Origin of the sequence: Streptomyces sp. SAI-127, assembly GCF_029894425.1 — a bacterium.
Classification (GTDB): Bacteria; Actinomycetota; Actinomycetes; order Streptomycetales; family Streptomycetaceae; genus Streptomyces.
On the sequence record NZ_JARXYJ010000001.1, the window covers coordinates 8,487,360 to 8,511,869 of the forward strand.

Here is a 24,510-nt window from a genome sequence, read left to right on the forward strand (position 1 = left end):
CATGTCGAAACTCGGCAACCTCGGCGCCCGACTGCACCGCGGCGAGATCAGCTACGACTTCATCGGTCACCGCAAGCTCTGGTACGGCATCTCGATCCTGATCACCATCACGGCGATCGTGGGCCTCGCGGTACGCGGCCTCAACATGGGCATCGACTTCCAGGGCGGCGCGGTCTTCACCACCGAGAAGACCAGCGTCTCGGTCTCCCAGGCCGAGGACTACGCGAAGGAGGCCTCCGGCCACGACGCCGTCGTGCAGAAGCTCGGCAACGGCACGCTGCGCATCCAGATCGCCGGCATGGACACCAAGCAGTCCGACCAGATCAAGAACGACCTCGCGAAGGACTTCAAGGTCGACCCGGAGACCATCGCCGCCGACCTGGTCGGACCCAGCTGGGGTGACCAGATCGCCAACAAGGCCTGGCAGGGTCTGGCGATCTTCATGGTCCTCGTCGTGATCTATCTGGCGATCGCCTTCGAATGGCGCATGGCCATCGCGGCGCTCGTCGCCCTGATCCACGACATCACCATCACCGTGGGCATCTACGCCCTCGTCGGCTTCGAGGTCACGCCGGGCACGGTGATCGGTCTGCTGACCATCCTCGGTTACTCGCTCTACGACACCGTGGTCGTCTTCGACTCCCTCAAGGAGCAGACGAAGGACATCACCAAGCAGAACCGCTGGACCTACAGCGACATCGCCAACCGCTCGATCAACAGCACCCTGGTCCGCTCGATCAACACCACGGTGGTCGCGCTGCTGCCGGTGGCGGGCCTGCTGTTCATCGGTGGCGGCTTCCTCGGCGCGGGCACGCTCAACGACATCTCGCTGTCGCTGTTCGTCGGTCTCGCCGCCGGTGCGTACTCCTCGATCTTCATCGCCACGCCGCTCGTCGCCGACCTCAAGGAGCGCGAGCCGGCGATGAAGGCCCTCAGGAAGCGGGTCCTGGCCAAGCGTGCCCAGGCGTCCGTCGAGGAGGAGATGGCCGACGCGCGTCCCGTCTCCGACGAGCCGGACGACGACGCCGCCCACGCGGTCGTCGGTCCGCGCACCCAGCCCGCGTCCCGGGGCCGGGGCCGTGGCCGTCCGTCGGGGAAGCGCCGATGACCGAACTCACCGACATCACGGCGCTGCTGCTCAGCCGTATCCGTGATGTGGCCGACTATCCGGAGCCGGGAGTGATGTTCAAGGACATCACCCCGCTCCTGGCGGACCCGGCGGCGTTCTCGGCGCTCACCGACGCGCTGGCGGCGGTCGCGGCGGACACCGGTGCCACGAAGGTCGTCGGCCTGGAGGCCCGGGGATTCATCCTCGGCGCCCCGGTCGCGATCCGCGCGGGCCTCGGCTTCATCCCCGTGCGGAAGGCGGGCAAGCTCCCCGGGGCGACCCTCAGCCAGGCGTACGACCTGGAGTACGGCTCGGCGGAGATCGAGGTGCACGCGGAGGACCTGTCCGCCGACGACCGCATCCTGATCGTCGACGACGTCCTGGCCACCGGCGGCACCGCCGAGGCCTCGATCGAGCTGATCCGCCGAGCGGGCGCCGAGGTCGCCGGCCTCGCGGTCCTGATGGAACTGGGCTTCCTGGGCGGCCGCGCCCGCCTGGAGCCCGCCCTGGCCGGAGCCCCGCTGGAGTCACTCCTCAAGGTCTGACCCACAGCGAGCCCCGCACGAACGGCCGTCCCTCTTCGGGGCGGCCGTTCGCATGTGAGCCGGGCACTGTCCGCCACGGCACCCGGGCCACCCTCAGGAATCATGCGAGAGCCCCTCTTGTTGCACGTGTAGACGTCTCTCACATCGGGCTGAAGGCGATCCCGGGGCGCAGGATCGCTACCATGGGGTCTCCGGAGCCTGACCGGGGGACCCGGATCGCGCACGAGGAGTCCTCTTGCCAGACGAGGCCCAGCCACTCACCGCCGCCAAGCCCGAGCCCGCCTCGGCGCCCGCGGCCAAGCCCGCGCTGGACGCGAAGAGCGCGACGAACGACGCCCGCGGGCCGGTCGAGCACGCCCAGTCGGCGCCCGTCGACAAGCCGGCCGAACCGCCCCGGCCCAAGCCCGCCACTCCCGAGCGCTCCACGTCGGCCACCCCCGCGGCCCGTCCGAACGCGGGCCAGCCCGCCCGTACCGGCTCCTCCAACCGCGTCCGTGCCCGTCTCGCCCGCCTCGGCGTCCAGCGTTCCAACCCGTACAACCCGGTTCTGGAGCCCCTGCTGCGGATAGTGCGCAGCAACGACCCGAAGATCGAGACGTCGACACTCCGCCAGATCGAGAAGGCCTACCAGGTCGCCGAGCGCTGGCACCGCGGCCAGAAGCGCAAGAGCGGCGACCCGTACATCACCCACCCCCTCGCGGTGACCACGATCCTCGCCGAGCTCGGCATGGACCCGGCCACCCTCATGGCGGGCCTGCTGCACGACACCGTCGAGGACACCGAGTACGGCCTCGACCAGCTCCGCCGCGACTTCGGCGACTCCGTGGCCCTGCTCGTCGACGGCGTCACCAAGCTGGACAAGGTCAAGTTCGGCGAGGCCGCGCAGGCCGAGACCGTGCGCAAGATGGTCGTGGCGATGGCCAAGGACCCCCGCGTCCTGGTCATCAAGCTCGCCGACCGCCTGCACAACATGCGCACCATGCGCTACCTCAAGCGCGAGAAGCAGGAGAAGAAGGCGCGCGAGACGCTGGAGATCTACGCTCCGCTCGCCCACCGCCTCGGCATGAACACCATCAAGTGGGAGCTGGAGGACCTCGCCTTCGCGATCCTCTACCCCAAGATGTACGACGAGATCGTACGGCTGGTGGCCGAGCGGGCACCCAAGCGCGACGAGTACCTGGCCATAGTGACCGACGAGGTGCAGTCCGACCTGCGCGCGGCCCGGATCAAGGCCACCGTCACCGGGCGACCGAAGCACTACTACAGCGTCTACCAGAAGATGATCGTCCGCGGCCGCGACTTCGCGGAGATCTACGACCTGGTCGGCATCCGAGTCCTCGTCGACACCGTCCGCGACTGCTACGCCGCCCTCGGCACCGTGCACGCGCGATGGAACCCGGTCCCCGGCCGGTTCAAGGACTACATCGCGATGCCCAAGTTCAACATGTACCAGTCGCTGCACACCACGGTCATCGGGCCCAACGGCAAGCCGGTCGAACTCCAGATCCGTACGTTCGACATGCACCGCCGCGCCGAGTACGGCATCGCCGCGCACTGGAAGTACAAGCAGGAGGCCGTCGCCGGTACCTCCAAGGTGCGCTCGGACCAGCCGCGGACCACCGGCAAGGACGACCACCTCAACGACATGGCGTGGCTGCGCCAGCTCCTCGACTGGCAGAAGGAGACCGAGGACCCCGGCGAGTTCCTGGAGTCCCTGCGCTTCGACCTGTCACGCAACGAGGTCTTCGTCTTCACCCCCAAGGGCGACGTCATAGCGCTGCCGGCCGGTGCCACACCGGTGGACTTCTCCTACGCGGTGCACACCGAGGTGGGCCACCGCACCATAGGGGCCCGGGTCAACGGCCGCCTCGTACCGCTGGAATCGACCCTGGACAACGGCGACCTCGTCGAGGTCTTCACGTCCAAGGCACCCGGGGCCGGTCCGTCCCGGGACTGGCTGAACTTCGTGAAGTCGCCGCGGGCGCGCAACAAGATCCGCGCCTGGTTCTCCAAGGAGCGCCGCGACGAGGCGATCGAGCAGGGCAAGGACGCCATCGTCCGGGCGATGCGCAAACAGAACCTGCCGATCCAGCGCATCCTCACCGGCGACTCGCTCGTCACGCTCGCGCACGAGATGCGGTACTCCGACATCTCCGCGCTGTACGCGGCGATCGGCGAGGGGCACGTCTCCGCGCAGAACATCGTGCAGAAACTCGTCTCCGCGCTCGGCGGCGAGGAAGCGGCCACCGAGGAGATCGACGAGGCGGTCCCGCCGAGCCGCGGCCGTCGCAAGCGGCGCTCCAACACCGACCCGGGCGTCGTCGTCAAGGGCGTCGAGGACGTGTGGGTCAAGCTGGCCCGCTGTTGCACCCCCGTCCCGGGCGACCCGATCATCGGCTTCGTCACCCGCGGTAGTGGCGTATCGGTTCACCGCAGCGACTGCGTCAACGTGGAGTCACTGTCCCGCGAGCCCGAGCGCATACTCGAGGTCGAGTGGGCGCCCACGCAGTCCTCGGTCTTCCTGGTCGCCATCCAGGTCGAGGCCCTGGACCGCTCCCGGCTCCTCTCCGACGTCACCCGCGTCCTGTCCGACCAGCACGTCAACATCCTCTCCGCGGCCGTCCAGACCTCCCGCGACCGCGTCGCCACCTCCCGCTTCACCTTCGAGATGGGCGACCCGAAGCACCTCGGGCACGTCCTGAAGGCGGTCAGGGGAGTCGAGGGCGTGTACGACGTGTACCGCGTGACCTCGGCGCGGAACCGGTCGTAGCAGACACGTGAAAGGGCCCCGCACCCAAGGTGCGGGGCCCTTTGCCGTACGGCCTCAGCCGCCGAACTCCTGGAGACCCTTGAGCGCCTGGTCCAGGAGCGCCTGGCGGCCCTCCAGCTCACGCTCCAGCTTGTCGGCCCTGGCGTTGTTGCCCTGGGCGCGTGCCTGGTCGATCTGACCCCTGAGCTTGTCCACGGCGGCCTGGAGCTGGCCGGTCAGACCCGCGGCACGTGCGCGTGCCTCCGGGTTGGTCCGGCGCCACTCGGTCTCCTCGGCCTCCTGGAGGGCGCGCTCGACGGCGTGCATCCGGCCTTCGACCTTCGGCCGGGCGTCCCGCGGTACGTGACCGATGGCCTCCCAGCGCTCGTTGATCGCGCGGAAGGCGGCGCGGGCGCTCTTCAGGTCGTCGATCGGCAGGAGCTTCTCGGCCTCCTCGGCCAGCTCCTCCTTCAGCTTGAGGTTCTCGGTCTGCTCCGCGTCCCGCTCGGCGAAGACCGAGCTGCGGGCCGCGAAGAACACGTCCTGGGCGCCGCGGAAGCGGTTCCACAGGTCGTCCTCGTGCTCGCGCTGGGCGCGGCCGGCCGCCTTCCACTCGGCCATCAGCTCGCGGTAGCGCGCCGCCGTCGGACCCCAGTCCGTCGACCCGGACAGTGCCTCGGCCTCGCCGACCAGGCGCTCCTTGGTCCTGCGGGCGTCCTCGCGCTGCGCGTCCAGCGACGCGAAGTGGGCCTTGCGGCGCTTGGAGAACGCCGAGCGCGCGTGCGAGAAGCGGTGCCACAGCTCGTCGTCCGACTTGCGGTCCAGGCGGGGCAGACCCTTCCAGGTGTCCACCAGCGCGCGCAGCCGCTCACCGGCGGCCCGCCACTGGTCGGACTGGGCCAGCTCCTCCGCCTCGACGACCAGCGCCTCCTTGGCGTGCCGGGCCTCGTCGGACTGCTTCGCGCGCTGCTGCTTGCGCTCCTCGCGGCGCTTGTCGACGGTCTCCACGAGCTTGTCCAACCGCACCTTGAGCGCGTCCAGGTCGCCGACCGCGTGATGCGCGTCGACCTGCTCGCGGATGTGGTCGATGGCCGCCTGAGCGTCCTTCGCCGACAGGTCGGTGGTCTTGACTCGCTTCTCGAGGAGGCCGATCTCGACAACCAGGCCCTCGTACTTGCGCTCGAAGTAGGCCAGGGCTTCCTCGGGGGAGCCGGCCTGCCAGGAACCGACGACCTGCTCGCCGTCGGCCGTACGCACGTACACGGTCCCCGTCTCGTCGACGCGGCCCCACGGGTCGCTGCTCACAGCGCCTCCTCCACATGATGCCTGCGAGAGGCTTCAGCGCCCCCGGGCATCGTCCACAGTTTCGTCACGGCCAACATAGGCGACCGGCGGGTTGCCTGTCCGCATCCCGCGCGACCGAAATTCCGCACTTGGCGGTCAGGATTTGGTGACCGTCGCCTTGTTGATCACGACGGTCGCGTTCGGCGCGCCGTCGCCCGCGCCGGTGCTCTCACCGGCCGCGGCGATCTTCTTCAGCACCTTCATACCGGATTCCGAGATGGTGCCGAACGGGGTGTAGCTCGGAGGGAGCTGGCTGTCCTGGTAGACGAGGAAGAACTGGCTCCCGCCGGTGTGCGCCTGCCCGGTGTTCGCCATCGCGACGGTGCCCGCCGGGTAGACGTTGCTCTTGAGGCTCTTGTCCTTCAGGTTCTCGTCCGGGATGGTGTAGCCCGGTCCGCCGCTGCCGGAGCCCGTCGGGTCGCCGCACTGCAGGACGTAGATGCCGTTGGTGGTGAGCCGGTGGCACTTGGTGTGGTCGAAGAAGCCCTTGTTCGCCAGGAAGTCGAACGAGTTCACGGTGTGCGGGGCCGCCGACGCCTTCAGCGCGATGTCTATCTCACCGCAGGTCGTCGCGAGGCCGAGGGTGTACTTCGCCGACTTGTCGATGGACATCGCCGGCTCCTTCTTCCAGGTCTGCGTCTCGACCTTGCCGGGGGCCGCCTTCTCGCACGGGTCCGGCGCCTTGCTGGTCGGCGCCGCGCTGGGAGTCGTCTCCGCGCTCGCGCTGGCCTTGTCGTCGTCCTTCATGACCCCGGACGTGTAGAGCGCCAGGCTGCCCACCAGGATCACGCCGAGCACCGACCCGATCACAGAGTTGCGTACACGGGCCTTGCGGCGCGCGGCCGTGCGCCGCTGCTGCTGCCGCAAGAACTTCTCCCGCGCGAGCTGCCGCTTCCGCTGTTCCTGGGTGACCACGGGGTTCTCTCCTCATGCGTCTCGTACGCCGACCGGTACGCACGCGTCCTGTCAACCGACCGCCTGCGTGTGCCCCGTACCGTATATGGGTTCGCTGAGGAATCGGCAGCGCCGGTAGGCTCTGACCAGTGGGGCAGCCGCCCGGAAGACCGCCCGTACCTAGACAAACCGAGGACGATCGTGCTCATTGCCGGGTTCCCCGCCGGGGCCTGGGGGACGAACTGTTATCTCGTCGCCCCCGCCGCCGGTGAGGAGTGCGTGATCATCGACCCGGGCCACCAGGCCGCCGAGGGAGTCGAGGAAGCGCTGACGAAGCATCGGCTCAAGCCCGTCGCCGTCGTCCTCACCCACGGCCACATCGACCATGTTGCCTCGGTCGTCCCCGTGTGCGGCGCGCACGGAGTGCCCGCGTGGATCCACCCCGAGGACCGCTACATGATGAAGGACCCGTCGATGGGTCTGGGGCGTTCCATCGGGATGCCGCTCATGGGCGAGATCACCGTGGGGGAGCCGGACGACGTCAAGGAACTGACCGACGGTGTGCGGCTGGAGCTCGCGGGCCTGGAGCTGTCCGTCGCGCACGCGCCGGGCCATACCAAGGGGTCGGTGACCTTCCGGATGCCCGAGACGGCCGAGATTCCCTCGGTCTTCTTCTCGGGGGATCTGCTCTTCGCCGGCTCCATCGGACGCACCGACCTGCCCGGCGGTGACATGGCCGAGATGCTCGACTCGCTGGCCCGCGTGTGCCTGCCGCTCGACGACTCGACCGTGGTGCTGTCCGGCCACGGCCCCCAGACGACCATCGGCCAGGAGCGCGCCACCAACCCGTATCTGCGGGAGGTGGCCGCCGGCCAGGGAGCCTCCTCCGAGGCTCCCCGACGAGGAATGTGACGAGAGACTTCGTGAGCACCTTTCAGGCCCCCAAGGGCACGTACGACCTGATCCCGCCGGACAGCGCCAAGTTCCTGGCGGTCCGTGAGGCGATCGCCGCGCCGCTGCGCTCGTCCGGTTACGGCTACATCGAGACGCCCGGCTTCGAGAGCGTCGAGCTGTTCGCGCGCGGGGTCGGTGAGTCCACCGACATCGTGACCAAGGAGATGTACGCCTTCGAGACCAAGGGCGGCGACAAGCTGGCCCTGCGCCCCGAGGGCACGGCCTCCGTGCTGCGCGCGGCGCTGGAGGCCAACCTGCACAAGACGGGCAACCTGCCGGTCAAGCTCTGGTACTCCGGCTCGTACTACCGCTACGAGCGTCCGCAGAAGGGCCGCTACCGGCACTTCTCGCAGGTCGGCGCCGAGGCGATCGGCGCGGAGGACCCGGCGCTCGACGCCGAGCTGATCATCCTGGCCGACCAGGCGTACCGCTCGCTGGGGCTGCGCAACTTCCGCATCCTGCTCAACAGCCTGGGCGACAAGGAGTGCCGTCCGGTGTACCGGGCCGCACTCCAGGACTTCCTGCGCGGCCTGGACCTCGACGAGGACACGCTCCGCCGCGCCGAGATCAACCCCCTGCGCGTCCTCGACGACAAGCGGGAGTCGGTCCAGAAGCAGCTCGGGGACGCCCCGCTGCTGCGCGACTACCTCTGCGACGCCTGCAAGGCGTACCACGAGGAGGTCCGTGAGCTGATCACGGCGGCGGGCGTGTCCTTCGAGGACGACCCGAAGCTGGTGCGCGGCCTCGACTACTACACCCGTACGACCTTCGAGTTCGTCCACGACGGTCTGGGCTCCCAGTCCGCGGTGGGCGGCGGTGGCCGCTACGACGGCCTGTCGGAGATGATCGGCGGCCCGGCCCTGCCGTCCGTGGGCTGGGCGCTGGGCGTCGACCGCACGGTCCTCGCCCTGGAGGCGGAGGGCGTCGAGCTCGAACTCCCCTCGACGACCAGTGTGTTCGCGGTCCCGCTGGGGGAGGAAGCCCGGCGGATCCTGTTCGCCAAGGTCACCGAGCTCCGCAAGGTGGGCATCGCGGCGGACTTCTCCTACGGCGCCAAGGGCCTCAAGGGCGCCATGAAGAACGCCAACCGCAGCGGCGCCCGCTACACGATCGTCGCCGGTGAACGCGACCTCGCCGAGGGCGTCGTACAGCTCAAGGACATGGAGTCCGGGGAGCAGTCGGCGATCGGGGTCAACGAGATCGTGGCGGAGCTGGAGTCCAGGCTCGGTTGACAGGCCCACGGGAGAAGGGCGCCGGTCAAAAGGCCGGCGCCCTTCTCGTCTCGCCGCGCCCGCGACGCCTGCGGCTTACTGGTCGAGCAGCCCGTACCGCAGGGCGCTGGTGACCGCGGCGGTGCGGTCGTCGACTCCCAACTTGCCGAAGACGCGCAGGAGATGGGTCTTGACCGTCGACTCGCCGATGAACAGCCTGCGCCCGATCTCCGCGTTCGTGCAGCCCTCCGCCACCAGACGCAGCACCGCTGTCTCGCGCTCCGAGAGCCGGGGCCGTTCCGGCCTGGTGCGCAGCTGGTCGACCAGTCGGGCGGCGACGGTCGGCGCCAGGACCGTCTCGCCGCGGGCGGCGGCCCGTACGGACTCCGCCAGTTCGCCCCGCGGCAGGTCCTTGAGCAGATAGCCGGCCGCCCCCGCCTCAACGGCCCGCAGGATGTCCCGGTCCGTCTCGTACGTCGTCAGGACGATCACCCGGCAGGGCAGCCCCGCCTCCGTCATCCGTACGATCGACTCCACGCCCGGGCCGCCCGGCATCCGCAGGTCCATCAGCACGATGTCGGGCCGTAGTTCCGCCGCCAGCGCCTCCGCCTGCGGCCCGCTGGACGCGTCGGCGATCACCTCCAGGTCCGGTTCCGCGCTCAGCATCGCCCGCAGGCCCTCCCGGACGACCGGGTGGTCGTCGGCCAGGATGATCCGGATCATGAACAGCTCCTCGGGGGCGGTACGGGCAGACGAACGGTGACCGTGGTGCCGCCGCCGGGCGCGCTGCGCACCCGCACCGTCCCGCCGACCTCGGTGGTCCGGGCCCGGAGCCCCGCCAGACCGTAGCCGTCGCGGGCGGCCCCCGGGTCGAAGCCGTGACCGTCGTCCCTTACGGACAGGGTGAGGCTCTCGTCGGCATAGCCGAGGTCGATGGTCACGGTCGCCGAACTCCCCGCGTGTTTACGGCAGTTCGTGAGCGCCTCCTGGCAGGAGCGCAGGGCGACGACCTCGGCGCCCGCGGGCAGCGGACGGACCCGGCCGGTCACGGCGAGCTTCGCGGAGTGCCGGGCCGCCAGCCGGAACAGGGCGTCCGGCAGCGTCGCGCCGTCCAGGTCGGCGGGGGTGCCGTCGGCGACCAGGGCCCGCGCCTCGGCGAGGTTCTGCCGGGCCGTCTCGTCCATCAGGGCCAGATGACGGCGGGCCTGCGGCACGTCGTGGTCGAGCTCGGCCTCGACGGCCTGGATCAGCATCAGCAGGCTGGTGAAGCCCTGCGCGAGGGTGTCGTGGATCTCCCGGGCCATCCGCTGTCGCTCGGTCAGTGCCCCGTGCGCCGCGGACAGCCGCGAGACCTCGTGCCGGCTCGTGTCCAACTCGGCGATCAGAGCCGCTCGTTCCTGGCTCTGCTCGATGATCCGGATGACATAACTGCCGACGGCCACCGAGAAGACCAGGGTGACGACGGCGAACAGCCCGTTGAAGAAGACGTCCTGGTCGCTCGGCCACCACAGCAGCGCCCAGCCCGCCACGGGGGCGAGATTGATCACCGCCACGGCGGTCAGAGCCCACCGCGTGCGCAGCGTCATGAAGCACTGGGGGACGAGAGCGAAGGTCATCAGCCGGGTCTCGCCGACCAGGATCGCCGAGGGAAGGAACAGCGCCATCATCGCGCCGAGGTAGGTGAGGGCCTTGCGCGCGTCGGGCGGATCCTGCCGGAGCAGGGGGCGACCGACCCGTACGAAAATCGGGACCAGCGGCAACAGCAGCGCCGCCGCCGTGACGCGGACCGGCCACCCGGGGTGTCCCGCACCCAGCACGAACACCAGGGTGGCCAGCCAGATCAGCGCGAAGTAGGTGTCCCAGAGCCGGAAGGAACGCTCCCACGAGTACGCGCCCCCGGCGTCCGCCGGACCGTTCACCCGTCGCGCCGGTTCTTCCACCGGAAGGTCAGCAGACACAGCAGCAATCCTCCGACGCACCACGCCCCCAGCACCAGGGCGGTGCGCCCGAACTCCCAGCCGCCGGCCTGCTCCAGGACCTGCGCGGAGTCCGGCAGGAACACCCCGCGCAGCCCCTGGCACATCCACTTCAGGGGGAACAGCGCGCCGATGTTCAGCATCCAGTCGGGGATCGTGTCGATCGTGATGTACACCCCGGAGATGAACTGGAGGACCAGGAAGGGCAGGACGACCACCGAGCTCGCGCTCTTGCTGGAGTCGGGCACCGAACTGATCGCGATGCCGAGCAGCGCGCACCCCGTGAGGCCGAGCACGAAGATCCAGGCGAACGCGAACCATTTGCCGGCGTCCGACGGCAGATCGATGTCGTACAGCGTCGTGCCGACGAGCAGCAGGATCGCCGTCTCCAGGACGCCGGTGACCAGAACCAGCCAGATCTTGCCCAGGAAGTACGCCGCCGGCGGCATCGGGGTACCACGCAGCCTGCGCAGCACCTTCTCGTCCCGCTCGACGGCGATCGAGATGCCGAGCGACTGGAAGCTCGTCGACATGATGCCGGCGGCCATCATCGCCGGCACGTACAGCTGCGAGGCCTTGATGCCCGCCCCCTCCACGTCGTCGCTGAAGATCGACGCGAACAGGAACAGGAAGACCACCGGGAAGGCGAAGGTGAACACCACGTGGTCGCGCTGGCGGAAGAACTGCCTGATCTCCAGGGCGCCCCGCCGGAGCCCGAGCCCCCAGACTCCGGGCAGCCTCCCGGCACGAGCATGGGTCCGGGACCGTACGGCGGTCGTGGTCATCGCGCGTCCTCCTGTCCGGTGAGCCGGAGGTAGACGTCCTCCAGCGTGGGGCGGCTGACCTGGAGTCCCGGGATCTCGCCGTCGAAGCGGCGCATCAGCGCGGCGACCGTCCTGGTCGGGGTGTCGGTGTGCTCCGCGCGCGGAGCGCCGTCCGGCTCGGTCCACTCGACGGTGGCGCCGGTGCCGTACCGCTCCCGCAGAGCGGCGGGCTCGTCCTCGGCGACCACCTTGCCCCGGGAGATCACGGCCAGCCGGTCGGCGAGCGACTCGGCCTCCTCCAGGTAGTGCGTGGTGAGCAGGATCGTCGTGCCTTCGTCGGACAGTTTGCGGATCAGGTCCCAGAACTGGCGCCGGGCCGCCGGGTCGAAACCGGTCGTCGGCTCGTCCAGGAGCAGCAGTTCGGGGCCGCCGATCACACCCAGCGCCACGTCGAGCCGCCGCCGCTGCCCGCCCGACAGGGCCTTGATCCGGCTGCCGGCCTTGGCCTCCAGACCCACCAGACCGATGACCTCCTCCGGGTCCCGCGGCCGCGGGTAGTAGCGGGCGAAATGCCGGACGGTTTCCGCGACCGTCAACTCGGCGGGCGCGGATTCGTCCTGCCAGACGATTCCGACACGTGAACGCCACGCGCGCGTGCCGTGCGCCGGGTCCGAGCCGAGCACGGACACCTCACCCGCGTCCCGGTCCCGGTTGCCCTGGAGGATCTCCACCGTGGTGCTCTTGCCCGCGCCATTGGGCCCGAGCAGGCCGAACACCTCGCCCCTGCGGATGCCGAGATCGATCCCGTCGACCGCGGTCACGTCGCCGTACTGCTTGCGCAGCCCTCGAACGTCCACCGCGAGTTCGTTCGCGTGTGTGGTCATGCCGGTGAGCATCGGCCGGAACCGAACGCTCAGGGACGACCGTGCGTACTTCCTTATGTCCACCGAACGGTGGACAAGCCTCCAGGTGCGGCACAATGGCCCCTGCCCGAAGAAGGTCCAACTCTCAAGCAGACGGATCGGCGTGATGAGCAAGACCACAGTGAAAGACGTCTCCACGGAGCCCGAGCCCTCGTCGGCGAGCGCCGACGCCGCGCCCCGGACGGTGGGCGGCAGCCGCGCCTTCGCGCTGCTGCTGGTGATCACCGGCGCCGCCGGTCTGCTCGCCGCGTGGGTCATCACGATCGACAAGTTCAAGATCCTCGAGGGCAAGGTCAGCGGCAAGACGTTCACGCCGAGCTGCTCCCTCAACCCGATCGTCTCCTGCGGCAGCGTGATGGAGAGCAAGCAGGCCGCCGCCTTCGGGTTCCCCAACCCGATGCTCGGCCTCGTCTGCTACGGCATCGTCATCTGTGTCGGCATGAGCCTGCTCACCCGCGCCACCTTCCCGCGCTGGTACTGGCTCACCTTCAACTTCGGCACGCTCTTCGGCGTGGTCTTCTGCACCTGGCTGCAGTTCCAGTCGCTGTACCGCATCAACGCGCTGTGCCTGTGGTGCTCGCTGGCCTGGGTCGCGACGATCACGATGTTCTGGTACGTGACCTCGTTCAACATCCGCAACGACCTGCTGCCGTCCCCGGGCTGGCTCAAGCGCTTCCTGGCCGAGTTCACCTGGGTCCTGCCGGTCACCCACTGCGGCATCATCGCCATGCTGATCCTGACCCGCTGGGGCGACAGGCTCTGGGCCTGACCGACGGCCGACGGCGTTGTCAGTGGCGTGACATAGGGTTTTGAACGTGGAGCCCGATCTGTTCACCGCCGCGGCAGAAGAACGCCAGGAGAAGGACCCGGCCGGCAGCCCCCTGGCGGTCCGGATGCGCCCGCGCACCCTCGATGAGGTGGTGGGCCAGCAGCACCTGCTCAAGCCGGGTTCGCCGCTGCGCCGACTGGTCGGCGAGGGCAGTGGCGGTCCCGCCGGACCGTCCTCGGTGATCCTCTGGGGCCCGCCCGGCACCGGCAAGACGACCTTGGCGTACGTCGTCTCCAAGGCCACCAACAAGCGCTTCGTGGAGCTCTCCGCGATCACCGCCGGCGTCAAGGAGGTCCGCGCGGTCATCGAGGGCGCCCGCCGGGCCACCGGCGGCTTCGGCAAGGAGACCGTCCTCTTCCTCGACGAGATCCACCGCTTCAGCAAGGCCCAGCAGGACTCCCTGCTCCCCGCGGTCGAGAACCGCTGGGTGACCCTGATCGCGGCGACCACCGAGAACCCGTACTTCTCGATCATCTCCCCGCTGCTGTCCAGGTCCCTGCTGCTGACCCTCGAACCCCTCACCGACGACGACGTCAGAGGACTGCTGAAGCGGGCGCTGAGCGCCGAGCGGGGTCTGAAGGACGCCGTCACCCTTCCCGAGGACACCGAGGATCACCTCCTGCGGATCGCCGGCGGCGACGCCCGGCGTGCCCTGACCGCCCTGGAGGCCGCGGCCGGGGCCGCCCTCGACAAGGGCGAGCCGGAGATCACCCTCACCACGCTGGAGGAGACGGTCGACCGCGCGGCCGTGAAGTACGACCGCGACGGCGACCAGCACTACGACGTGGCCAGCGCCCTCATCAAGTCCATCAGGGGCTCCGACGTCGACGCGGCGCTGCACTATCTGGCCCGCATGATCGAGGCCGGTGAGGACCCCCGCTTCATCGCCCGCCGGCTGATGATCTCCGCCAGCGAGGACATCGGCCTCGCCGACCCGAACGCCCTGCCCATAGCGGTCGCCGCAGCTCAGGCCGTCGCCATGATCGGCTTCCCCGAGGCCGCGCTGACCTTGAGCCACGCCACCATCGCCCTCGCCCTGGCCCCGAAGTCCAACGCCGCGACGACGGCGATCGGCGCGGCCATGGAGGACGTACGCAAGGGGCTGGCCGGGCCGGTGCCGCCGCATCTGCGCGACGGGCACTACAAGGGCGCCGCCAAGCTCGGGCACGCGCAGGGGTACGTCTACCCGCACGACCTGCCCGAGGGGATCGCCGAGCAGCAGTACGCCCCGGACGCCATCAAGGACCGCGAGTACTACGAACCCACCCGGCACGGCGCCGAGGCCCGGTACGCGGACGCCGTGGAGTGGACCCGCAAGCACCTCGGTCGCAAGCGGCCGTGAGCACCCTGTAGAATCCTCGAAGCGCTGTGTCCCGTGCAGTCAGAACGGGACGGTCAGCCGGAACCCCCAGCGGGTTCCAGGAGCGTCGCGCACCGTTCGAATGGTGTCGCGGGCAGCCCACCACCGCCAGCGGTAGGTGGGCCACTCGCGTGCTGCACGTTTGTGCCCAGACCAGGGAGCGGCTGCCCACCAGGTTCTTCCAGGACCCGGCGGGTTTCCCCGGCTGCGGATGCGACCTCCCTCAACCCTGACAAGCCGAAAACCAGGAAATGAGAGACAGTGGCGAACCAGCCCCGCCCCAAGGTCAAGAAGTCGCGTGCCCTCGGCATCGCGCTGACCCCGAAGGCCGTCAAGTACTTCGAGGCCCGCCCCTACCCGCCGGGTGAGCACGGCCGTGGCCGCAAGCAGAACTCGGACTACAAGGTCCGTCTGCTCGAGAAGCAGCGTCTGCGCGCGCAGTACGACGTGTCCGAGCGTCAGCTCGTCCGCGCCTACGAGCGTGCCGCCAAGACCCAGGGCAAGACCGGTGAGGCCCTGGTCATCGAGCTCGAGCGCCGTCTCGACGCGCTGGTCCTGCGTTCGGGCATCGCCCGCACGATCTACCAGGCCCGCCAGATGGTCGTTCACGGCCACATCGAGGTCAACGGTCAGAAGGTCGACAAGCCGTCCTTCCGTGTCCGTCCCGACGACGTCGTGATGGTTCGCGAGCGCAGCCGCGAGAAGACCCTCTTCTCGATCGCCCGTGAGGGCGGCTTCGCCCCCGACGGCGAGACCCCGCGCTACCTCCAGGTGAACCTCCGCGCCCTGGCCTTCCGCCTGGACCGTGAGCCGAACCGCAAGGAGATCCCGGTGATCTGCGACGAGCAGCTCGTCGTCGAGTACTACGCCCGCTGATCACCGGCAGGCCGTAGGACACGCACCACTTCAGCCCGCCGTCTCCCCGCCCTTCCGGGTGGGCGAGGCGGCGGGTTGCTGCATGTCGAGGGCCGCTCGCGCGTGCGGCACGGAACCCCGCGGCGCCGGCAGTCCCCCGAGCGGGCGGGCGCGGCCCAGCGCCCGGGACACTACGGCGTCCCGGCCGAGCGCCCGGCCCTGTCGTACGCACTCCTCGTACCGTTCGTCGCCCAGCCGCTCCCGCGCCGTCGTCTCGCACAGCCCGTGCGGGGCGTTGTAGTAGGCCGAGCCGAACAGGGGCAGGCCCACCGACGGCCACAGCGAGGCCGCCGCGCCCTGCAGCACCGCGGCCTCGGCCGGATCGCCCTCGGTCACGGTGACCAGAGCGAGCAGCTCGATGGACAGGACCGAGCCGAGCAGGTCGTGGAAGGCGTGCGCGCAGGCCAGGCAGTCGGTGAGCAGCTCACGCGCGCGTGCCGCATCCCCCTCGCTCCAGGCCGCGTACGCCAGGACGTACAGCGCGTACGACCGGGCCCACCGCTCGCCGTGGTCCTCGCACACCTGACGGACGTCCTCGCACAGCCGCACCGCGTCCGGCAGATCGCCCAGGAAGGCGCGCGCCATCGCCAGCTCGACCTGCGCCATCAGCACATTGCTGTTGAGCTCGCCGAGCTCCTGGTAGTGCTCCAGCGACGAGCGCAGCAGCCCGTCCGCGCGGGGCATGTCGTCCGAGACGAGCGCCAGACAGCCGGTGCGGTGTTCGGCGTACGCCGCCGCCGTCGCACTCGCGGAGAGCTCCGCCTCCTCCCGGCACTCCTGGAGCGCCGCCAGCGCCGGCACGGTGTCGCCCTGGAGGATCGCCACATGGCCGAGGACCCACAGGGCCTTCAGGCGGGCGGGCTCATGGCCGGGCTCCAGTTCGACGCTGCGCTCCAGCCAGTGCCGCCCCTCGGACATCCGGCCGCAGCCGACCCAGCAGAACCAGAGGGAGCCCGCGAGATGCCGGCTCAGCTCCGCCCCGTCCGGCTCGGTCAGGCAGTACTCAAGGGCGCAGCGAAGGTTCGGCAGTTCCGCCTCGATCCGTGCGGCCACCTCGTTCTGCCGCGGGGAGAACCACTCCAGCTCGCACCAGGTCGCCAGGCCCACGTACCAGTCGCGGTGCCGCCTGCGCAGCCGGACCGCGTCACCCATCGCCTCCAGCCACTCGGCGCCGTACGCACGAACCGTGTCGAACATGCGGTAGCGCACGCCGGTCGCGGTCTCCTCACGGGCCACCACCGACTGGGCGAGCAGCGCGGACAGGACGTCGAGGACGTCGTCGGAGTGCAGACCGTCGCCGCTGCACACGTACTCGGCGGCCTCCAGATCGAACTGCCCGGCGAACACCGAGAGCCGCGACCACAGCAACCGCTCCTCGGGCGTGCACAGTTCATGGCTCCAGCCGATCGCCGTGCGCAGTGTCCGATGGCGGGGGAGGGCGTCCCGGCCACCGCCCGTCAGCAGCCGGAACCGGTCGTCGAGCCGCTCCAGCAACTGCTCAGGGGACAGCGCTCCCAGCCGGCCCGCGGCCAGCTCGATCGCCAGCGGGATGCCGTCCAGACGCCGGCACAGCTGCCGTACGTGCGGATCGTCGCCGGTCGTCGCCCCCTGCCGCCCGGCCCGCTCCCCGAACAGCTCCACGGCCTCGTCCTCGCTCAGCGGTCCCAGCGCGAACACCTGCTCGCCGGCCACGGCCAGCGGTCGGCGTCCCACGGCGAGGACGGCCAGGCCCGGCACCTGCCCCAGAAGGTCGACCACCAGAGCCGCGCACGCGTCCACCAGATGCTCGAAACCGTCGAGGACCAGCAGGAGCCGACGCCCGGCGAGGTGCTCGAGGAGCGTCTCGCGCGGCAGCCTCGTGGTGTGGTCCGTCAGACCCAGCGTCTCCACGACGGCGTAGTCGACGAACTCCGGATCGCGTACGGCGGCCAGCTCGACGCGCCACACCCCGTCGGGCGGCGCGCACCGCCCGCCCGCCACCCGCGCCGCGAGCCGGGACTTGCCGATACCGCCGGGGCCCGTCACCGTCACCAGCCGCGAGGTGTCGAGCGCCCGTGCCAGCGCCGGGAGTTCCGCGCGCCGGCCGACGAAGGCGTCGAGCTCCAGGGGGAGATTGCCGTTCACCTCGGTGCCGTCCGGCTGATGACTGCGCATGGAACACGGAGCGTACTCAAGCGTGTTCACTCCGTACAACCACCGTGGACGGCCCGCGTGCGGGCGAGGGGTGATCCGGTGCGGAGCGCCGTCCCCGGCGCGATAGGCTCGGCGGAGACTTTTTTCATAGACAGCACGTTTCAGGGAGCGGGTGCACACAGTGTCCGGTGGAGAGGTTGCCGGGATCCTGGTGGCCGTCTTCTGGGCGATTCTGGTCTCCTTCCTCGCCGTCGCGCTGGCGAGGCTGGCCCAGACGCTCAAGGCGACCACCAAGCTCGTGGCGGACGTGACCGACCAGGCCGTCCCGTTGCTGGCCGATGCCTCCACCGCGGTGCGCTCCGCGCAGACCCAGATCGAGCGGGTCGACGCGATCGCCTCCGACGTCCAGGAGGTCACGTCGAACGCCTCCGCGCTGTCCACCACCGTCGCCTCCACCTTCGGCGGCCCCCTGGTCAAGGTCGCGGCCTTCGGCTACGGCGTGCGCCGCGCGATCAGCGGCCGCAAGGACGACGACATGCCCGCCAAGACGCCCCGGCGTACCGTGATCGTGGGCCGGGCGGTTTCCCGGGGCCGCGGGAAGAAGGACTGAGGCTCAAGAGATGTTCCGCCGTACTTTCTGGTTCTCCACGGGCGTGGCCACCGGTGTCTGGGCCACCACCAAGGTGAATCGCAAGCTGAAGCATCTGACCCCCGAGAACCTTGCCGTGACAGCGGCCAACAAGGCGATCGAGACGGGTGCCCGTCTCAAGGACCGCGCGGTCGGCTTCGCGCTCGACGTCCGGGACAACATGGCCCAGCGGGAGGCCGAGCTGACGGATGCCCTCGGTATCCGCGACAGTCCCGAACTCCCGGCACCCAGGCGGGTCGCCGCCATCGAGAACTCGACGTACACAACGCATTCGTACAACCGGAATGAGGACCACTGATGGAGTCGGCCGAGATTCGCCGCCGCTGGCTGAGCTTCTACGAGGAGCGCGGGCACACCGTCGTCCCTTCGGCGTCGCTCATCGCGGACGACCCGACTCTGCTCCTGGTCCCGGCCGGCATGGTGCCCTTCAAGCCGTACTTCCTCGGTGAGGTCAAGCCGCCGTGGGCGCGCGCCACCAGTGTGCAGAAGTGCGTGCGCACGCCCGACATCGAAGAGGTCGGCAAGACCACCCGGCACGGCACGTTCTTCCAGATGTGCGGCAACTTCTCCTTCGGCGACTACTTCAAGGAAGGCGCCATCAAGTACGCCTGGGAGCTCCTCACCAGCCCCCAGGACAAGGGTGGTTACGGCCTGGAGCCGGAGAGGCTCTGGATCACCGTCTACAAGGACGACGACGAGGCCGAGCGCATCTGGCACGAGCTCATCGGCGTGCCCAAGGAGCGCATCCAGCGCCTCGGCATGAAGGACAACTACTGGTCCATGGGCGTCCCCGGACCCTGCGGCCCCTGTTCCGAGATCAACTACGACCGCGGCCCCGAGTTCGGCGTCGAGGGCGGCCCCGCCGTCAACGACGAGCGGTACGTGGAGATCTGGAACCTCGTCTTCATGCAGTACGAGCGCGGCGAGGGCATCGGCAAGGACAACTTCGAGATCCTCGGCGAGCTCCCCAGCAAGAACATCGACACCGGCCTCGGACTCGAGCGCCTCGCGATGATCCTGCAGGGCGTGCAGAACATGTACGAGATCGACACCTCCATGGCCGTCATCAAGAAGGCCACCGAGCTGACCGGCGTGGCCTACGGCGACGCCCACGACTCGGACGTCTCCCTGCGCGTGGTCACCGACCACATGCGCACGTCCGTGATGCTCATCGGAGACGGTGTCACCCCCGGCAACGAGGGCCGCGGTTACGTCCTGCGCCGCATCATGCGCCGCGCCATCCGCAACATGCGTCTGCTCGGTGCCACCGGCCCGGTCGTGCTCGACCTGATCGACACCGTGATCGCCATGATGGGCCAGCAGTACCCCGAGCTCGTCACCGACCGCGAGCGGATCGAGAAGGTCGCCGTCGCCGAGGAGAACGCGTTCCTCAAGGCCCTCAAGGGCGGCACGAACATCCTCGACACCGCCGTCACCGAGACCAAGCAGGCCGGTGGCACGGTCCTGTCCGGCGACAAGGCGTTCCTGCTCCACGACACCTGGGGCTTCCCGATCGACCTCACCCTGGAGATGGCCGCCGAGCAGGGCCTGTCCGTGGACGAGGACGGCTTCCGCCGCCTGATGAAGGAGCAGCGGGAGCGCGCCAAGGCCGACGCCCAGGCCAAGAAGACCGGTCACGCCGGCGCGGGCGCCTACCGCGAGATCGCGGACAAGGTCGGCGAGACCGACTTCATCGGCTACAGCGACACCGAGGGCGAGTCCACCATCGTCGGCATCCTCGTCGACGGAACCTCCTCCCCGGCCGCCACCGAGGGCGACGAGGTCGAGATCGTCCTGGACCGCACCCCGTTCTACGCCGAGGGCGGCGGCCAGATCGGCGACACCGGCAAGATCAAGGTCGACTCCGGCGCCGTCATCGAGATCCGCGACTGCCAGAAGCCCGTTCCGGGCGTCTACGTCCACAAGGGCGTCGTGCAGTTCGGTGAGGTGACCGTCGGGGCCAAGGCCCACGCCTCGATCGACAACCGCCGCCGTACGGCCATCGCCCGCGCCCACTCGGCCACCCACCTCACCCACCAGGCCCTGCGCGACGCGCTCGGCCCGACGGCCGCCCAGGCCGGTTCCGAGAACCAGCCCGGCCGCTTCCGCTTCGACTTCGGTTCCCCGTCCGCCGTTCCGACGGCTGTGATGACCGACGTCGAGCAGAAGATCAACGAGGTGCTCGCCCGCGAGCTCGACGTCCGCGCCGACGTGATGGGCATCGACGAGGCCAAGAAGCAGGGGGCCATCGCCGAGTTCGGCGAGAAGTACGGCGAGCGGGTCCGCGTGGTGACCATCGGCGACTTCTCCAAGGAACTGTGCGGCGGCACCCACGTGCACAACACCGCCCAGCTGGGCCTGGTGAAGCTGCTCGGCGAGTCGTCCATCGGTTCCGGGGTACGCCGTATCGAGGCGCTCGTCGGTGTCGACGCGTACAACTTCCTCGCCCGTGAACACACCGTCGTCGCCCAGCTCCAGGAGCTGATCAAGGGCCGTCCGGAGGAGCTCCCGGAGAAGGTCTCCGCCATGCTCGGCAAGCTGAAGGACGCCGAGAAGGAGATCGAGAAGTTCCGCGCGGAGAAGGTGCTCCAGGCCGCCGCCGGACTCGCCGAATCCGCCAAGGACGTCCGCGGGATCGCCGTCGTCACCGGTCAGCTCCCCGACGGCACGACCCCCGACGACCTGCGCAAGCTGGTCCTCGACGTGCGTGGGCGCATCCAGGGCGGCCGGGCCGCGGTGGTCGCCCTCTTCACGGTGAACAACGGCAAGCCGCTCACGGTCATCGCCACCAACGAGGCCGCCCGTGAGCGCGGGCTCAAGGCCGGTGACCTGGTCCGGACGGCCGCCAAGACCCTCGGCGGCGGTGGTGGCGGCAAGCCGGACGTCGCCCAGGGCGGTGGCCAGAACCCGGCCGCGATCGGTGAGGCCGTGGACGCCGTGGAGCGCATGGTCGGGGAGTCGGCCAAGTAATGCGCACGGGCCGCAGACTCGCGATCGACGTCGGGGACGCCCGCGTCGGGGTCGCCTCGTGCGACCCCGACGGGATCCTCGCCACTCCGGTGGAGACGGTCCCGGGCCGGGACGTCCCGGCAGCTCATCGTCGGCTGAAGCAGCTGGTCGAGGAGTACGAACCGATCGAGGTGGTCGTCGGCCTCCCTCGCTCCCTCAAGGGGGGCGAGGGCCCGGCCGCGGTCAAGGTCCGCGGCTTCGTCCAGGAGCTCGCCCGGGGGATCGCGCCCGTCCCGGTCAGGCTCGTCGACGAGCGGATGACCACGGTGACGGCCAGTCAGGGACTGCGCGCATCCGGAGTGAAATCCAAAAAGGGCAGATCGGTCATCGACCAGGCAGCAGCCGTGATCATCCTTCAGCAGGCGCTGGAATCCGAACGGGTGTCAGGTAAAGCACCCGGCGAGGGCGTCGAAGTGGTCATCTGATCGCGGTACGGTAACGTTCCGCGCGATGCGGCGACATTCGAACAGTCACCGCACAGAAAGAGGCGAAACGGTAGCCGGATGGTGAGAGAAGGAGACCGCCGCCTCGCGGCTCTAGGGGATCGATGACTGAGTATGGCCGGGGCGAAGGCTCCGAACCGTGGCATCCCGAGGACCCGTTGAACGGGGACGGTGGATGGGAAGGGCAGCAGACCCATGCGGGTCAGCAGTCCCCCTACGGCGGCCAGCCGCAGCACTATCCGCAGCAGCAGCCGCAGTACGACAACGGTGGCTGGGGCGACGGCCGGCAGCCCGCCTATGGTCAGGCGCAGCAGCAGTACCCGCAGCAGCACGACGGCCAGTACGACCAGCACCAGCAGTACAACCAGCAGTACGGCCAACAGCAGCAGTACGGCCAGCAGCAGTACGACCAGCAGGCGTACCAGGGCGGGCCGCAGCAGTCGTACGACCAGAACGGCAACGGCTGGGCGACCGGCACGCAGGCGCAGGTGCCGTACCCCGCCGATCCCTCGGACCCGTACGGACAGCAGGCCGCCGCCGCGTACGGCGCTGAGCAGCAGGACTACTACGGCAGCCCGGACGCGTATCCGCCGCCGGAGCCGCCGAGCCGTCGGCGGGCCGAGCCGGAGCCGCAGATCGACTGGGATCCGGGCCCGGACCAGGGAGAACACGCCTTCTTCGCGGGCGACGACGACAGCGCGGACGACTCCGACGACCCGAAGGACGGCCGCGGCGACCGGCGCGGGCGCGGCGGCAAGGGCGGCAAGAAGCGCAAGAGCGGGTGCGCCTGTCTGGTGGTCCTGCTGGTGTTCGGCGGCGGCACGGCAGGCGTCGGCTACTTCGGGTACCAATTCTACCAAAATCGTTTCGGCGCGGCCCCGGACTACGCCGGGGACGGGACGAGCGAGATGGTCACCGTCCAGGTCCCCAAGGGCGCGGGCGGGTACGCGATCGGCCGACTGCTGAAGGACGCGGGTGTCGTGAAGAGCGTCGACGCCTTCGTGTCCGCCCAGGAGCAGAACCCCAAGGGGAAGGCGATCCAGGCCGGCGCCTATCTGCTGAAGAAGGAGATGTCCGCCGAGAGCGCCGTCGTGATGATGCTCGACCGGAAGAGCCAGAACAACGTGCTGGTCGCTCCGGGACTGCGCAACCTCACCGTCTACACGAGGATCGACGAGAAACTCGATCTTGCTTCCGGCACCACGAAGAAGATCGCCGAAAAGAAATACAAGAGCCTCGGGCTGCCGAGCTGGGCGAACGACAACGAGGACATCAAGGACCCGCTGGAGGGCTTCCTCTATCCGGGTACCTATCCCGCCGCGAAGGGCATGAAGCCCGAGACGGTGCTGAAGGAAATGGTCACCCAGGCCGCCGAGACATACGGCAAGTACGACCTGGAGGCGAAGGCCAAGGCGCTCAAGCTGGACAATCCCCTGCAGGTCATCACGGTCGCGAGCCTCGTCCAGGCCGAGGGAAAGACGGAGGACGACTACCGCAAGATGGCGGAAGTGGTCTACAACCGGCTCAACCTCGCGAACCCCGAGACCTACGGTCTGTTGCAGTTCGACTCGACCTTCAATTACCTGAAGAACGAGAGCGACATCCGCATCTCCGAGTCGGAGATCAAGAGCAACAAGGACCCGTACAACACGTACACGAACAAGGGTCTGCCGCCCGGCCCGATCGACAATCCGGGCGACGTCGCGCTGAAGGCCGCGCTGAATCCGACCGACGACGGCTGGTACTACTTCGTCGCGACCGACGGCTTGAAGACCACCGAATTCGCCAAGACCCACGCTGAATTCCTGAGGCTCAAGGACAAGTTCGATGCAAGCACGGGCAGTTGACGCCCGCCGGGCCGCCGTCCTCGGAAAGCCCATCGCCCACTCCCTCTCGCCGGTCCTGCACCGGGCCGCCTACGAGGAGCTGGGGCTCACGGGCTGGTCGTACGACCGGTTCGAACTCGACGAGGCCGCACTGCCCGGGTTCGTCGAGCAGCTCGGGCCCGAGTGGGCCGGGCTGTCGGTGACCATGCCGCTCAAGCGGGCGGTCATTCCGCTGCTCGACGAGATCAGTGAGACCGCCGCCTCGGTGGAGGCGGTCAACACCGTCGTGTTCACCGAGGACGGCCGCCGCCTCGGCGACAACACCGACATCCCGGGGATGGTCGCCGCCCTGCGCGAGCGGGGCATCGAACAGGTCGAATCGGCGGCGATCCTCGGCGCCGGCGCCACCGCCTCCTCCGCGCTCGCCGCGCTCGCCCGGATCTGCACCGGCCAGGTCGTGGCCTATGTCCGCAGCGAGGCCCGGGCCGCCGAGATGCGGCAGTGGGGCGAGCGTCTCGACGTCGACGTGCGCACGGCGGACTGGGCGGACGCGGCCGAGGCCCTGGACGCTCCCCTGGTGATCGCGACCACCCCCGCCGGGGCGACGGACGCTCTCGCCCACGCCGTACCGGAGCGCCCCGCGGCCCTCTTCGACGTGCTCTACGACCCGTGGCCGACCGAGCTGGCGGCCCGCTGGTCGATGATCGGCGGGGCCGTGGTCAGCGGCCTCGACCTGCTCGTGCACCAGGCGGTGCTCCAGGTCGAGCAGATGACGGGTCTCAGGCCCGCGCCGGTGGAGGCCATGCGCAAGGCGGGCGAACATGCGTCGGCGGCTCGCTGAGCTCCTTCGGTGCAGCTGTACGTGTGTCCACGTCCGT

Annotated in this window: 21 protein-coding genes; 14 read left to right on the top strand and 7 right to left on the bottom strand. The window is 69.6% G+C overall.

All coding sequences use genetic code 11. The features are described 5' to 3' along the window. The first annotated feature begins 1 nt into the window (after window position 1). From secF to M2157_RS39045, 3 genes are all read left to right on the top strand, one after another. Complete coding sequence (gene secF / locus M2157_RS39035) at window positions 2–1,108, top strand: protein translocase subunit SecF (protein ID WP_280867534.1); 1,107 nt, start codon at window positions 2–4, stop codon at window positions 1,106–1,108. Next, window positions 1,105–1,653: an adenine phosphoribosyltransferase gene (locus M2157_RS39040; RefSeq protein WP_266526071.1), complete on the top strand. Its 549-nt coding sequence runs from the start codon at window positions 1,105–1,107 to the stop codon at window positions 1,651–1,653. Before secF ends, M2157_RS39040 begins: the two co-directional genes overlap by 4 nt. A 235-nt stretch (window positions 1,654–1,888) precedes the next feature. Beyond that, entirely contained in the window at window positions 1,889–4,423 is a 2,535-nt protein-coding gene (locus M2157_RS39045; protein WP_280856419.1) for a RelA/SpoT family protein, read from the top strand. Between the two features lie 54 nt (window positions 4,424–4,477). Here the strand turns inward: M2157_RS39045 and M2157_RS39050 are convergent, their stop codons facing one another. Then, window positions 4,478–5,707: a DUF349 domain-containing protein gene (locus M2157_RS39050; protein ID WP_280856418.1), complete on the bottom strand. Its 1,230-nt coding sequence runs from the start codon at window positions 5,705–5,707 to the stop codon at window positions 4,478–4,480. Window positions 5,708–5,842: 135 nt separating this feature from the next. Then, a complete protein-coding gene (locus M2157_RS39055) occupies window positions 5,843–6,661 on the bottom strand; it encodes a peptidylprolyl isomerase (protein WP_280856417.1) in 819 nt (272 codons plus the stop codon). Window positions 6,662–6,841: 180 nt separating this feature from the next. Between M2157_RS39055 and M2157_RS39060 the strand changes: the two genes are divergently transcribed. Beyond that, window positions 6,842–7,552, top strand: a complete 711-nt coding sequence (locus M2157_RS39060) for an MBL fold metallo-hydrolase (RefSeq protein ID WP_280867535.1) — start codon at window positions 6,842–6,844, stop codon at window positions 7,550–7,552. A gap of 11 nt (window positions 7,553–7,563) precedes the next feature. Beyond that, complete coding sequence (gene hisS / locus M2157_RS39065; RefSeq protein WP_280856415.1) at window positions 7,564–8,826, top strand: histidine--tRNA ligase; 1,263 nt, start codon at window positions 7,564–7,566, stop codon at window positions 8,824–8,826. Between the two features lie 75 nt (window positions 8,827–8,901). Here hisS and M2157_RS39070 read toward each other — a convergent pair whose 3' ends face one another. Genes M2157_RS39070 through M2157_RS39085 form a run of 4 tightly spaced genes read right to left on the bottom strand, consistent with a single transcriptional unit; the run spans window position 8,902 to window position 12,429 of the window. Beyond that, entirely contained in the window at window positions 8,902–9,528 is a 627-nt protein-coding gene (locus tag M2157_RS39070) for a response regulator transcription factor (RefSeq protein WP_280856414.1), read from the bottom strand. Then, on the bottom strand, window positions 9,525–10,745 hold the full coding sequence (locus M2157_RS39075) for a sensor histidine kinase (RefSeq protein ID WP_280858951.1): 1,221 nt from the start codon (window positions 10,743–10,745) through the stop codon (window positions 9,525–9,527). Before M2157_RS39075 ends, M2157_RS39070 begins: the two co-directional genes overlap by 4 nt. Continuing rightward, window positions 10,721–11,566, bottom strand: a complete 846-nt coding sequence (locus tag M2157_RS39080) for an ABC transporter permease (RefSeq protein ID WP_280856413.1) — start codon at window positions 11,564–11,566, stop codon at window positions 10,721–10,723. Before M2157_RS39080 ends, M2157_RS39075 begins: the two co-directional genes overlap by 25 nt. Beyond that, window positions 11,563–12,429 carry an ABC transporter ATP-binding protein gene (locus M2157_RS39085; RefSeq protein ID WP_280856412.1) on the bottom strand — a complete coding sequence of 289 codons (867 nt, stop codon included), beginning with the start codon at window positions 12,427–12,429 and terminating at the stop codon, window positions 11,563–11,565. Before M2157_RS39085 ends, M2157_RS39080 begins: the two co-directional genes overlap by 4 nt. A gap of 145 nt (window positions 12,430–12,574) precedes the next feature. On the opposite strand from M2157_RS39085, the gene M2157_RS39090 reads away from it, so the two are divergent. The 3 genes from M2157_RS39090 to rpsD all read left to right on the top strand — a co-directional run bounded on the left by M2157_RS39090 (window position 12,575) and on the right by rpsD (window position 15,533). Then, on the top strand, window positions 12,575–13,237 hold the full coding sequence (locus M2157_RS39090; protein ID WP_280867536.1) for a vitamin K epoxide reductase family protein: 663 nt from the start codon (window positions 12,575–12,577) through the stop codon (window positions 13,235–13,237). Window positions 13,238–13,283: 46 nt separating this feature from the next. Further along, window positions 13,284–14,639, top strand: coding sequence for a replication-associated recombination protein A (locus M2157_RS39095; RefSeq protein WP_280856410.1), 1,356 nt, complete (start codon window positions 13,284–13,286; stop codon window positions 14,637–14,639). A 279-nt stretch (window positions 14,640–14,918) separates the two neighbouring features. Beyond that, a complete protein-coding gene (rpsD, locus tag M2157_RS39100) occupies window positions 14,919–15,533 on the top strand; it encodes a 30S ribosomal protein S4 (protein ID WP_037714931.1) in 615 nt (204 codons plus the stop codon). Window positions 15,534–15,563: 30 nt separating this feature from the next. On the opposite strand, the gene M2157_RS39105 is transcribed toward rpsD, so the two are convergent. Further along, a complete protein-coding gene (locus M2157_RS39105; protein ID WP_280867537.1) occupies window positions 15,564–17,726 on the bottom strand; it encodes an AAA family ATPase in 2,163 nt (720 codons plus the stop codon). Between the two features lie 151 nt (window positions 17,727–17,877). Between M2157_RS39105 and M2157_RS39110 the strand changes: the two genes are divergently transcribed. The 6 genes from M2157_RS39110 (at window position 17,878) to M2157_RS39135 (ending at window position 24,473) form a co-directional block, all read left to right on the top strand. Then, entirely contained in the window at window positions 17,878–18,315 is a 438-nt protein-coding gene (locus tag M2157_RS39110) for a DUF948 domain-containing protein (protein ID WP_280867538.1), read from the top strand. 10 nt (window positions 18,316–18,325) lie between these two features. Further along, a complete protein-coding gene (locus M2157_RS39115; protein ID WP_280867539.1) occupies window positions 18,326–18,652 on the top strand; it encodes a hypothetical protein in 327 nt (108 codons plus the stop codon). Continuing rightward, a complete protein-coding gene (gene alaS / locus M2157_RS39120; RefSeq protein WP_280867540.1) occupies window positions 18,652–21,324 on the top strand; it encodes an alanine--tRNA ligase in 2,673 nt (890 codons plus the stop codon). Before M2157_RS39115 ends, alaS begins: the two co-directional genes overlap by 1 nt. After that, window positions 21,324–21,788 carry a Holliday junction resolvase RuvX gene (ruvX, locus tag M2157_RS39125; protein WP_280867541.1) on the top strand — a complete coding sequence of 155 codons (465 nt, stop codon included), beginning with the start codon at window positions 21,324–21,326 and terminating at the stop codon, window positions 21,786–21,788. The genes alaS and ruvX overlap by 1 nt, the downstream gene beginning before the upstream one ends. Window positions 21,789–21,910: 122 nt before the next feature. Next, a complete protein-coding gene (gene mltG, locus M2157_RS39130) occupies window positions 21,911–23,653 on the top strand; it encodes an endolytic transglycosylase MltG (RefSeq protein ID WP_280867542.1) in 1,743 nt (580 codons plus the stop codon). After that, window positions 23,634–24,473 (top strand): shikimate dehydrogenase, encoded by an 840-nt coding sequence (locus M2157_RS39135; RefSeq protein ID WP_280856405.1) that lies wholly within the window; start codon window positions 23,634–23,636, stop codon window positions 24,471–24,473. Before mltG ends, M2157_RS39135 begins: the two co-directional genes overlap by 20 nt. Window positions 24,474–24,510 lie beyond the last annotated feature (37 nt).